This is a genomic window from Nocardia lijiangensis NBRC 108240 (assembly GCF_001613045.1).
GTDB lineage: Bacteria > Actinomycetota > Actinomycetes > Mycobacteriales > Mycobacteriaceae > Nocardia > Nocardia lijiangensis.
Genome location: NZ_BDBP01000003.1, coordinates 1 through 13,415 on the forward strand (window position 1 = coordinate 1; position 13,415 = coordinate 13,415).

The following is a 13,415-nucleotide window of genomic DNA, read 5'->3' on the forward strand; positions in this document are numbered from 1 at the left end:
GAGGTCATCACCCTGCAACAACTCCGGCTCGGCGGCCTGCTTCGCGGCGGCCTCCTCCGCAAGGCGGCGCTCCTCCGCAAGGCGGCGCTCCTCCGCCGCCGCCACCCGTTCCTCCATCAGGTTGGCGTTCTCGCGGATCGGGCCGCTCGGCGGGTGGCTCGCGACATTGTCGATGCTTTGCACCACGAGTTGACCGGCACCGGGCAGTACGCGCAGCGTGACCCGCACCGGGCCGGTGCTGTGCTCCAGGGAGTTCGCGACCGCCTCGCTGGTCGCCAGCCACACCATTTGGAGGTGCACGGGCGCGTCGGCGCTCCAGCCGATGTCCGCGAGCTGATCCCGCAGCCAGCGCCTCGCGATTCCGGCAGGACGGACGCGCTCGCGCTTGGCGTGGTCGTGCTCGTAGAGGTCGTCGGGACGTTCGGTATCCGTAACCTCCTCGCCCACGGTCGTTTCCGCATAGTGCCCGGGGTGCCCCTCCAACACCGCACCGGACTGGGCGAGCCACGGCAGGATCACCGATTCGTGCATTTCGACGAACGCGTCGGCGAGCCGGATCGGGTCCGAACCCGGCTGGAAGGCCGGATCCTTCGTGTCCACACCGGCGTAACCCAGATCGAGGTCCCGGTACCGCATCGTGATGCCGTTCGCGTCACGGGTGAATTCCAGCGTAACCCGGCCCGAGCCACCGCGTGTGAGGTCGAGCGCCAACGTCACCGACAGCGTGTCGACCGGCCCGCCGGCGGTCTCCAGGTGCTGCATGTCCACGCTCTCGACCCGCGTCGCGAAATGCGTTCCGGAGCCCGCCAACTGGGCCGCGTGCCCGCCCTCGCCATCGAGGAGATCGCCGACCGAGATGGTCGGGGTGCCGTCGAGCCACAGGCTCGGAGTCTCGGGATTTACTGCGCCGGGCGGGTTCTCGTCGAACTCGAACCACACGGTCTTGGCGTTACCGGCGTCCGGCGCGACGTCACCGTCCTCGACCGTATGCCAGCCCGCGCGCTGCGCCAGCGATTTCAGCAGCGTCACGCCACCGACGTCACCCGCGGGTGCGACCGGGAATCGTGAACTGCCATCGGTCATTTCGACACTGACCAAGCGTTCGCCGACCGGGCCGGACACCCGCACCTCGAACGTCCCGTCCCCGTCGGTGTGCACCCGGGCGTTGCGTGCCAGTTCCTCGGCCAGCCGGCTGGAGGAGACCACGTCCTCCGACACCCGCCAGCCGGGCATCAGCAGCGGCGTCAACCGGCCCGCCAGCTCGACGTCGGCCGGATTCTCCTGCCGCACCGGCATTTCCAGTGCAACGGCGGGGTTGCCGGGTGCGCCGTTGATGGTGAGGACGATGGCGCTGTCACTGCCCTCGGGTGTCATCGCCACGCGGACGCGTCCGCCCGTCGGCGAATCGGAGGTCTCGATCTCGACCTGTCCGCCCGCGCGCAGGACATCCATCAACACCGCGGCGACCACCGGCACGGAGTCGGTGTCGCCGCGGGCGTCCAGCACTTCGGATACCCGGGCCAGGGCATCGGCGGCGGTCGGATCGACGTTCGGCGATCCTTGCGCGACGGCCTCGTCGGCACCGATGTTGTAGGCGGGCCGCGCCGCCGGATCGGACGGGAAGGAGTCGAGGGGGCGGACCGGTTTGCCCACGCGGTCGAAGACGATGCCGGACAGCGCCACAACGCCCGGTCGGGTCGAACCCCACCGGTAGGCGCGCCAGGTCTTGGTGCGCGGGTCGAACTCCATGACAATGCCGTTGCGCATGGCCATGGCGTAGGCGTGCGCGCCGATGCCGTTGGCGTCGGGACCGGCGTAGTGCTCGACGACCAGGATCTCCGACGCCGGATCGCGGCTGTCGAGCAGGCGGAGGGCGATCGCGTCGCGGGAGGTCAGGCGTTCCAGACGGCCACCGGCGTGCACTTCGGCCTCGTCGGCGGTGCGCCCCGCGAGCCCCGGCGGTTCCGTGAACGGCAGGATGTTGCGGTCCGGCTTGCCGCGGCCGATCACGTTCAGCGACTCGTCCAGGCAGTCGTTGTCGGTGATCTCGGTCTGGTCGGCCGGTGCGTGGGCCTGCGTGCCGTCCGGCGCCAGCACACCGGGGACGGCCGCCGCGTCGCGGGCCGCGGTGATGTGCGCGAGGGTCGCCAGACCCTCGGTGGGCGTGCGAGTTTCGGGGTCGGCGAAACCGAACCAGCGCAGGTGGGCCTGTTCGGCGGGGTTGTCGACGGCGGCCGCGGGCAACGCCTGCGCGGGCAGATCGGTGGCCGAGAGCAACTGGCTCTTGGGGCCCGTGAGCGCTCGCACGCCATTCCGCAGGAATCGCGCGGTTCGGGTCTGCCCGGCGAGCATCCGGACGTCGAGCCCGGACAGGAGCTGACGGACCCGCATGGTCGTCCACTGGGCGGGTGTGGCGGGCGCCAGGAACACCGACCCGGGCGGCAGCCCGAGCCGCGCGGGCGACGGCACGCGATCCAGCGAGTCCGGGTTCAGCGAGATCACGGTGGCGAGCTGGCCGGACAGTCCGTGGTTCTCGTTCGCCTGGGCCGCGACGTCGACATCGGTGCCCATGGCGATGAGATGGTTCTGCGGCATCACCGCGTCGGTCTCGCCCGCCATCAGGTTGTGGTGGGCGCGCACCGCGTTGTAGGTGCCGATGCGGTTGCGCAGCGCCTGTTGCGCATGCGATCCGGAGTCGCCGAGGCGTCCGATCACCGCGACCGAGCCGCCACCGGCCTCGGCGGCGACAGCCTCGTAGAGGTTCACCATCGAGTACAGGTACTTGTCGGCCTCGGCCGGGTCGGTGTTCTGGCCGAACTCCACCCAGAACACGTGGTCGGCGGAATCCACCGGGCCGACCGAGAATTCGGCCATACCGCGGCCGTTCGCGAAATTCGACTGGGCCAACCGGATCAGCACCTGCGGCGGGGTCAGCGGCGCACGGACCTGCGCGGCCACCTGCACACCGCGATACAACCCTTTCCAAATCGACTCGGCGTCGTTGAGCAGCACCGCATCCCGAGGCCCCAGGTCGAGCTGATCGCCGAGCCGGGCGACGATGCCGCGCAGCACATGCTGGTGTGCACGGTCGCGCACGCTGGCAGGCAGCCCCTCGGCATTGGCCATAGACCTCGGGTAGTCGTACAGCATCCGCAGCCGCTGGCTCTGGGTCAGCCCCGCCCACCACCGGGCCAGCCGCAGCGCGTGCTGCGGGCTTTGATCTCCGATCAGCAGGGTCGAAATCTCGAAACTCTCCCCGAAAGCCCCGAAAACATTGTGCGCGCGCTGAAGCAGGCGCACCGCCTCGGCGCCCTCTTCCGCGTCCGGGATCGGTCCGTCGAGCTCCCGCAGGGTGGAGGTGGCATCCCACGGGGCGTTGTCGGGCGCTTCCAGCGGCCGGTGGCGATTGCCAGCCGGGCCGTCGGGGTAGCTCGGGGCGGTCTTGTCGGTGAAAACGACATCCGGCGTGTGGTGTTCGGTGTTTGCCTGCCAGCCCGCCGGTGTCTCGGTCGCGGCGATGCCGAGACCGGCGGCGATCAGCGCGAGCTTGCGCTGGACGGTGTTCGGGGCGTGAGTAGCCGTGTCGGCGAAGCCGTGGCGCACATCGATGGGTTGCGGACCGATCGGGCCGCCCGCGATGCGCTGTGCGGCGAACTCCTCCACCGAAACGCCGATGCCCAAGCGGCTGAACAGGGTTCGGCTCACGCCAGGTGGGCGGCCGTCCGCCCAGGCCACCAGCTCGCCGGAACGCGAGACGACGTAGACCGGAGCGCCGAAACGTTCGGCCTTCTCGGTCGCGATGTCGAGTTCGGCGGCGACCGCGTCGGCGAAACCGAATTCCGCGGTGGTCTGGATCGGTCCGGTGCCGGCCGGGTCGATCAGGACGACGGCTTCGACAAGCCGGGCCGCGGGGTCGATGCTGCCGAGTCGGCCCGCGACGAAATCGCCACCGGCTCCGGCGGCATTGACGACGAGCCCGCCGGTGCCGTGCCCGAACAGGTAGTTCGACGGCATGTCGATGCCATCCGACTCGTCGTCCGTCTCGATGTCGGCCAGCGCGTCGTTCATTTCCCGGCCCGCGTGGAAGGCGGTGACATCGCGCAGCAGGAGGTTGCCCACCTGCGCGGTGCGCGCGGCCACGGTCTCCGGGCGGATGCCGAGATCCTGGTCGGTTCCGACCCAGGCGATCACCGCGACCGCGTCCTTGTCCGCCCGCACCTGGTTGCGCAGCGTCCGAGCGGTCACGTCGTAGTGGTTGCGCGCCGCGAGCAGGACCGGATCGAGGTCGCCCAGGCCCGTTCCCGCATCGGGCACGATCCAACTCACCGACCGGGCGGTGGCGAGCTTGCCGTAGCCGATCAGGGCACGGCCCGCACCGTAGGACAGCAATTGGACCTGCGGCGGTCGCAGCGAGCGGTGCACGGTGCGTGCCAAAGCCTCGGCGCGCAGCAGGGATCGGGCGGTGCCGTGCAGGTCGGCGAGCCGCGCGCGCTGCGGCGGAGTCAGCTCGCCATCGGCAATCGCACTGAGCTGGCGGATCTCTCGGGCCAGCGCGATCCGGTTGGCATAGTCGCGCAGGCTGTTTCGCAGTTCGTCGTGCGTCACCGGCACGTCGGTGGACACACCGTCGGTGTTGCCGATCACCTCCGGGTACACCCGCATCAGCACGTCCTGATCGGTCGGCGACAGCGAGGTCCAGTAGGCGAAGTTCACGGCGGTCAGCAGGCGCGCTTCGGTCACCGGATCCGGCGGCATCTGTTCCGGATGCAGCAGCACCGCTGGATCCGTGCCGCGCCCGGACGGGTGCATGGCGAGCAGTTCGGCGGCGCGTTGCCGGTCGGCCTCGGTGAAGCCGGGGTCCTTCGGGAACACGCGACGGTCGTCCAGGGCGACCGCGGGTGCCGGATCCATCTGGGCGATGAGCGCGCCGGTCCGGGTTTCCGGGTCGACGGGGTGATCGGTGTTGGGCTGCAACGGTTTTCCGTCGACGTCGTAGCCGATCGCGGTGGTGAGCACCACGTCCAGGGTGGACTCGTTGAACCGGTACGGCCGCAACGCGCCGTTGTCGACGTTCGGGTCGCTCATCATGACCCGGCCGCCGTGGCGGACCATGTTCCCGTTCTCGTCCACATTGGCCAGCAGGAACATGTGCGCCGCGTTGTCGTACCCGTAGTTGACGACCACCAGCGACGCGGTCATCGGGTTCGCCGGATCGCCGAGCTGATGGGCAATCGAGTCCCGGTCGGTCTGTACCCGCAGGCGGCCGCGCCCGTAGAACTCCGCCTCGTCGGCACTGCGCCCGGCCAGTCCGGCGCCGTCGTCGGGCGGGTCGACATCCAGGCCCAGGTCGTCGTGTCCGGTGCGCAGCGACACGTCGACGCAGTTGCCGATATGCCCGTCGTACCAGGTGCCGCTCCACGGCTGGGCCAGTGACGGATCCAGGCGGTACAGCTCCTGCGGGTTCAGCTCATTCGAGATCAGCTCCGCGTTGTCGCGGCCCAGGTCCTCCTCGAGCTCGACGATCCGGCCGCTCGCCGGATCGATAGGCATCTGCACGTTCGTGGAATCCTGCGCCGTCGGATCCGACAGGCCGGGCCGGTGCTCGTCGAAGGTGACCTCGTCGATCCTGCCCGCGGCGATCCGGCCGAAATTGCGCAGCGCCTCGGTCGGACTCCCGGTGCGGGGGTCGTAGTCGAAGTAGCTGCTGCGCACGGCCTCCGGATGGCGGTAGCCCTCGGACGAGGAGATCTCCGCGGCCACCCGCTTGGCCCCGAAGGCCGCCGTCGCCGGATCCAGGCCGGTGCCGTACCCGTGGTATCGGCCCTGAGCCCCGGGTTCGTCGGAGCCCAACCAGGTCTGCTGATCCTTGGAAGTGGCCGCGACATAGACGTTCTCGGGATTGATGCCGGTCTCGGAGGCGTGTGCGAGCGGCAGGCCCGACGAGCCGACGATCACGAGATCGGTGACCTGGGAGTCCGCACCCGGGAGCGTCGACCAGGCCGTGGCGGCGATCAGGGAACCCGCGCTGTCCAGTGCGAAGACGTGCATCTCGGGTGCGGGCGTGCTCGCCTGTGCGCGGGCGGCATTGATCGCGGCGAGGTCCCGGGCGAGCAGCTGGGCGTCGGCGGTCACGGAGTCGCCGTAGCCGCGCCAGGCGATGACCGCGTACTCACGGTCGGCATCCGCCAGGACCGCGGAGTCGAACAGCTGCGTCGCGTGAATCAGATTGTCCGGCACCGTGGTAGCCGTCACCTGCACGGTGTCCGGAGCCGACACCATGGTGGATACCGAATCGGCGGTCTCGAGGTTGCCGAAGGTGACGACGCTACGCACCTGTCCGTCCAGCGACGGCATGTAGGTCCGCAGGTTCACCGCGGGCCAGCCGGGGATGTCCTCGCTGTTCGCCACCATCTCCAGCAGGTCGAAATGGAGCTCCGACAGGGCCTTCTTCAGTGCGCGGGCACTGGGCGACAGATTCTCGCCCATGGCCAGCAACGCGCGCCGGTCGTTGTCGAGCAGCTCCTGGTTGACCTGATCGCGCACCGGCTCGGGAATGCCGTCGGCCTGCCCGATCTCGCGCGGCGCCAGCTTGATCAGCGCTGCCTGCTCGGCCGGATCCAGTGCGTCCCACCACTGCCGGTTGCGAGTCGCGAGGTCGCCGGATTCGCCGAGCAGATCGGTGTAGTGCTCGGCGTGCAACAGAATGCTCGCATCGGCGTCGGCGCCCAAGCGGGACAATGCATTCCGCACCAGCGCCTGTTCGTCGGGTGTGCCCTCGGGCGGCGCCCAGAGGGTGGGCGGCGCGCGATCTCCGTTCGAGTCCGGATTCGTGGTGCCGATCGCGAACTCCGGATGCGCGGCCGGGTCGGCGGGGAACTCGCTGATGGGGCGCAACGGATTTCCGGCACGGTCGAAGGCGATGCCCGACATCGCCACCGCGTCCGCCCCAGCCTCACCCCGCACGAACGGCCGCCACGCGCCGTTGTTGTCGTTCAGGTCCCGCACCATGATCCGGCCGCCTCGGTTGGCCATCACGTAGGCGTGCGCGCCGATACCGTTCACGGCGGACGCGTAGTGGTCGACCATGATCGCGATCGACAGCGGATCCTTCGGATCCAGCAGGCGCGCGGCCACCTCACCCCGGCTCTCGAAGCGCTGCAACCGTCCCTTCGCCTGCTCTTCCAGCTGCGCACCGGTCCGCCCACGCATCCCGGGCTCATCGGTGAATGACTGCGCGACAGTGCTGCCTGTTTCCGAGATCACCGTGTCGACGGCGTCGTCCGCACACCGCTGCTGGGTTTCCGGCTCGGCCGTCTGATCCGTAACACCCCGTGGAGCAACAATTTCCGGCTCCGCGAAGCCGTGTTCGCCATCGGTGACCGTCGGGTCCGCCGCGCCGCGCGGCACGCCCATGGCCGCGGGCCGCGTCGCTTGTTCGCCTGCCACGACGGTGGGCGGCGGCGCCTTCGGATCCGCGAGGTCGGCGGCGGAGCCGTGCACGGCACCCTCGATCCGCAATACGAAACCCGTCGTCCCGGTGTTCGCGCCGGGCTCGGCGACCCCGCGCGACGCCGTATCCGGAAGCGAACGGTTCTCCGCTGGGCGGGCGCCTGCGGATGTGGTGTCGGCGGCGACATTCCGCTGCGTCTCGGACCGAACACCGAGTCGCTCGGCGGCATCGATGATGCGCCGCGCCGTTTCGGGACGTATCGCTGGATCATTCGCCAACGCACGCCTCACCGTGCTCACACTCAGCCCGGTAGCGCTCGCGACGTCCCCCAGGGTGGCCCGGCGGCCCGTGGTCTTCGGAAGATGCAGGTCGCTCAGATGCTGTGGCAGGTGCTGCGTGAGGGCGCCGAGAGCTCGGCGCTCCAGATTGGTGATGGCGCGTTCGGTGCGCCCCATCTGCTGCGCGACCGCCTCGATCGACTTGCCCTGGACAAAACGCAGGTCCAGACACTGCCTTTCGTCCTCGGCCAGCTGAGCCATCGCGTTGGACAGAGTGCCGCTGCGTTGCGCCGCGACGAATATCGGTGAGACAGCGCCGTCGCCGGGCCCAGCGGTAGTGGGTCGCGAAGCAGACTGGTCGTCTTCGACGTTCGACTGCTGTATGGCGCCACGGATCGAGGTGCTCCATTCGGTGCCGAGATCACCGATGAGCAGCGTCGCCATTCGCGCGTAGGCGCGACGTTGCAGACTCTGGATCGCGGACTCGGGCTTCCCGAGCGCAGCGCCGATGGCCACGTGTTTGCGACCCTCGAAGATACGCAGTGTGATGAACCGCTGCTCCAGCTCGGTGAGCCCGGACAGGTTGCGCCGCAGCGCCTCCCGCGGAGCGGCCGAAACCAGCGCGGCGGATTCCGGATCGGTCAGAACAGGACGCCCGGTCAACTCGCCAGCCAATTTCCGCACGGCTTCGCCGAAGATCCTGTCGACGGACTTCACGGCGAGCGGGTGCATGGCCTCAGCCGCTTCAGCACGCGTCATGCCCCGGACTATCCGCATTCGAACAATGCGCTTTTCGTTGCCATTGAGCACCTGCATCGCCCGGGACAGTGCTTTCTTGTTCGTCCGCTGGGTCTCCTGTACCAGCTTCAAAGCGTTGCCTGGTTTTCCGGACGGTATCGGGTCGGGGCCGCCAGACAGCATTCTGGCCAGCTTCGGAACGGCCCGGTACTGCGTAGTCCACAACGCGCTCTGTTTGCGCCCGGTCAGCGCGGCGATCTCAGGGATACTCAGGCCCTGTCCGAACCGCAGCTCGACGAATTCCTTCGCCGCGGGCGACAGCTTCGCCGCGGCTGCCAGCACGGCATCTCGGTTGGCCGGGTCTCTGACCAACAGCATCGCGGGGCTGCTGTCGACGGAGTCCGGCTCCGCGGTCGTCGCACTCTCGGGTCGTTCGTCGGCTTCCGCCACGTCGACGGCCGAATCGGCTGCTGTGACACCTTCCGGTGCGCCGTTGACGAGCCAGTCCGCCAGTTGCCGCGCGGCGTGGTTGCGCTGCTGGCGTATGCCGTTCTCGGTGCTGTCGATCCGAGCGGCGATCTCCGCGAGCGTGTCACCGTGCAGCACACCCTCGATGACATGCCGACGATTCGCGGTGAGATATCCGAGCAACGGCTCCAGTGCGGCGTGGTCTGCCTCTCGCACCGCCGCCAAAGCCTCGTCCACGGTCAGCGGTACCGCGCTGTCCGACAGTAGGTTGGCCAGCTGGTCGGCAGCTCGTTTGCGTGCTTTGCGCACCGCGTTTTCGCTGCGATGCAGTTCGGCGGCAATCTGTTCCGTCGTTTTGCCCCGCAGAGCCAATTCGATCACCGCACGACGCGCGACCGGAATTCTGGCCAGGTGCCGAGCGAACTCGTCGTTGCGCTCGTGGTACGCGTCCTCGACGGCCTCCCAGTTCGGGTCGGCGTCCGGACGCGGGACGCCGGTGAGCGCATCCGACAACCGCTCCACGGCCCGCTTCCTGATGCGCGAGAGCTGTGCCGGTTCCCGGCCCATCTCGGCTGCTACCGCGGGCCATTCGCGGGATCGGAGGATCCGCAGCTCGGCGAACTGCCGTTGCGCCGGGGATAGTTTCGCGATCGCTCGCTCCAACGTCCGCCGATTCCGCGGCTCCTGCGCGGCGCGCATCAAGCGCGATTCCGGATTGTTCCGCTCCTCGAGCGCGGCGGCAATGGACTGGGCAAGATCCCGGATCGCCCGCTTCTCCGCGACCCGGGCGTCCGCCCTTGCCTGCTCGGAATTCAGGTTCAGGGCGGCGCATGCGTCCTCGAAGGACATCGTGTCGCGTACTCGCAGCATCAACCACCGGCGCTGGTCCTGCCGCAGCCCCTTCAGCCCTGCCTGTACGTCGGAACGGCTCGCCGCAGCCAACGCCTCACTCTCCGGACCGTTCTCAGACAGGTGCGGCGCGACCGCGTGCAATTGGTCGCGTAGCCGCTGCCGGAAGCTGTCGAACCAGCGTTCCTCGGCCACCTTTGTTTGGTCCGTGGTGGCCAAAGCTTGCTTCGGCCCGACCGGGCCGGGGCTTGGATCAACCGGCGATCCGCCCTCCGGACCGTCGTCGGTCTCGTTCGACGCATCCGGCTGTCCTCCGGCCGGGTCGGAATCGAGCCCGTCCCGCACCATGTCCGGCAGTCCGCCACGGTACGGCCAGGTGTCGCCGGTGATCTTGCCGTTGTCCTTGATCTCGGTGAACCTGTCCACCGCGCCCTGAATGGCTTCGGGTTCGAGGCCGTCCAGGATCGCGCGCACGTCCGCCTCGGTGACCGACGCGACCAGCGCCATCGCGTCGGGGTGGAGGTCTCGGCCCAGCGCGTCGGCCACGAAGACCGACTGGATATCGAACTGGGCGAAGGAGTTCTCGTCCACCGGGAAGGTGGTTTCGTCGTCGGTCGATACGACACGACCGGACGGGGTGGTCATGATGTCGCCCACGTGGCGGTCGCGGTTGCCCGCGATGTAGTCGACGATCGCGATCATGTCGCGGATCAGCCGGTCGTAGCCGCGTACCGCACGTCCGCTCTCCGCGCCCGGCACGTACTCCTGGAGGATGCCCGTGCCCTTGCTGCCTTCCCACAGATAGGTGGGCGGCTTGAGGTGGAACGTCAGCAGCCGGTAGAGCAGGTAGGTCTTGACCTCGCGCAGCGCGCGGCCCGAAGGCGGGATGTGCGCGGTGTCGGCGTCGCCGTGGAACGGCTTGTACACCCAGACGGTGTCGCTGCCCTCGAAGGTGACCCGGATGAGTCCGTGCGAGCTGAGTTCGGTATCGGTGAAGGCGGATTCGCGAGCCGGTCCGAGGGTGCGCGGGTCGGCGGACTCGAAACTGGCCTGATCGGAATCGGTTTCGGCCTCCGCGTCCGTTTCGGAGTCGGCGTCGCCGACGTGATCGCCGTGGATGCGTCCGTTGGTGCGAATCTCGTCGAGCCGGTTCAGCACTCCCTCGATCTGGGTCGCGCTGAGCCCACCCTGTTCGAGCAGCTGACGCAGGCCCTGCGGCTCGATCGCCGCGACCTGCTCCAACACCGCCGCGTCGATGGGCCGGAACAGCGAGGACGCGACGAAATCCGAGCTCTCCCAGAAGCCCGCGAGGTAGTCCACCACGCCGTGCGCGGCGCGCTGGATTCGGGTGGCGGCGTCGAAGTCGCGGCCCGGTTCGAAATCCGGGACGAAAGCGCGCAGCACGTCGCGCACGACATTGCCTGTGCCCCTGGGCTTTCCGCCGCCGCCCGGCGCGCGGTGCGCATGCGTATCCGGGCCGCTTTCGGGATCGAAGGCGAACACCGTGCCCGGATCGCGACGATACCGCGCCGCGCCGCCGCTCTCGGGGTCGGCGCTCGGCGTCGCCGGATCAGTAGCGCCCGTCCTCGATACTCCCGCATCCGACCGCACAGGCGTGACAGTGGTCGGACCGGACAAGCCCTCGCCCACCGAGGGATCCACGGCTTGCGGGCCGACGTCTGGACCGCCGGGACCTGTGCCGGGATCGACAGGAGACCCGCCCTCGGGCCCGTCGTCGCCGTCGGCACCGGTATCGCCGTTGGGCTCGGGACCGTTCTGCTCCGCGGCGACCTCCGCGAGGTTGTCGCGGGCGGTGTTCACCTCGGCGGCGGTCGGGGCGGGTGCGGCGTTCGCGAGCAAACTGCTGTAGTGCTCCGCGGCCTCCAGAGCCCCGGTGTGGGTCAGCCAGTCGGTGTACCGGCCGAGCACTTCGGGATCGGTATCCGGGTCGCCGGACAGATCCTTCTGTTCCAGTACGGTTTCCAGATTGGCGACCGAGGTTTCCAGCTCCAGCGCCAGTGCGGTGGCGAGGCGGGCGCAGTCGGTGCGCAGCTGGCGCAGCCGCGGAGAGTCCGCGGTCAGCTCGGCCGGATCCACTTCCAGCAGAGCTGCCATCTCGGCCAGGTTCTCGCGGGCCGCCTCCAGCTGGGAGTTCGAGTCCGGTTCCGCCGCCGGAATCGGCGGGAGCGCGTCGGCACACAGGTCGACGAACGCGGCCAGGTCGGGCGATCCGGTCGCCGCGGCGGCGCGCCGCAGCTCGACCACGGAATCGCCGGAGCTCTGCGCCGAGAAGTCGACCAGGTCGGCGACCGCGAGCAGTTCCGCCAGTTCCTGCTGCAAATGGGTATTGGTGTCCTGCAGGCGCTGCGCGGCCGCCGGGTCGAGGACCCCGGTCCGAAGCGACTCGACCTGGAGTTCCTGAGTCGCGTTGTCCCACTGCATGCGCAGGCCGATCCACCGCCGCAACTCCGGCAGCCGCCCGGCCTCCACCGCCCGCTGCCACGCCGCCGCATCCATGGCCCGCAGCTGTCCCTGCACCACATCCACGGCCTGCCGCAGCAGCCCGGGACGCTGCATCAGCTCCGGGTCCACCCCGAGCATTGCCGCCAGTTCCGCGGTCGGCGCTGCGGATGCCGGATCCGCGTGCTGGTCCGACGGATTCGTGTCCAGTTGCTGCTGGCTATCCGTCGGCGCGGCTGGTGGCGCGCCCTTCACGCCGACCTGCCCGTAGTCGATGCGTGCGTCGTTGTCTGGGCTGGTGACCTCGTACTTCGGCTTGCTCGGCGTGGTATCCAGGTCGGGTGAGACGGGTTCGGGCGTCTCGGTATCCGCGGGATCGGTGTCGACAGGCGTATCGGTGGCCGGAGGCTCGACGGCGGCAACGGCCTGGACCGCGCCGGTTTCGCGGAAGATCTCCGCAAGTCGCTCGACGAGATTCGCACCCGACCGGTCCACGCCGCGGCGAGTCTTCTCCACCCACTGGACGGCATTGTTGGCGGCTGGGCCGTCGATCATCTTCCGCCCGGCCTTGGTTTGCAGGAAGGCATCGACTTCCGGACCGGCCAGCCGCTCGGCGTCGGCCCGTGACATGCCGAGCCGGGTGAATTCCTCGATCTTCGAGGCCAGGGTATCGCGCCGGACACTTGCCGAGGGCGTTTCCTGGTATTCGCGATACCGTTGCAGAACAAGCGCTTTCGCCTGCTCGGCGGCCACCGGATCGCCGTGCTGGGCGATTTCGTCCAGTAGTTTGCGAAGGGCCTTCGGCAGCTCGAGCTCGGGCGGGGTCGTTTGCGAATCGGCAAGGAACTGGGCGAGTTCCTTTTCGACCCACTGCTTGGTCCGGTCCGCGGCGTCCCGGCCGATGCGGTCCAGCGACCGCTCGCCGACGAGCTGCTCGTCGGCGAACCGCCGAGCCTCCGACTCCACCTCGGCTTCCGGGTCCTTCGCCTGGAGCTGGTTCGCCTTGTTGTTCACGAACTCTCGATGGGCGCGTACCGCCCGCTCCTGCCGGAACTCCCGATAGCGCTCGAGCACAGCGTCTTTCACACTGTCGGCGAAATCCGGGTCGGTGGCGGTGGCGTCGATCCGGTCCAGGATCGCATACAGCGCGTCGGGCAGTTCAGTATCCGGCA

General features: G+C 69.1%; 1 protein-coding gene (running past one end of the window). It reads right to left on the reverse strand.

All coding sequences use genetic code 11. The features are described from left to right. Nucleotides 1-13,415 carry part of the coding region annotated (locus tag NL1_RS01475) for an alpha/beta hydrolase (protein ID WP_156094593.1) on the reverse strand (this coding region is incomplete at its 3' end). Its footprint extends 22,213 nt past the window's final position, so 13,415 of the 35,628 annotated nt are shown.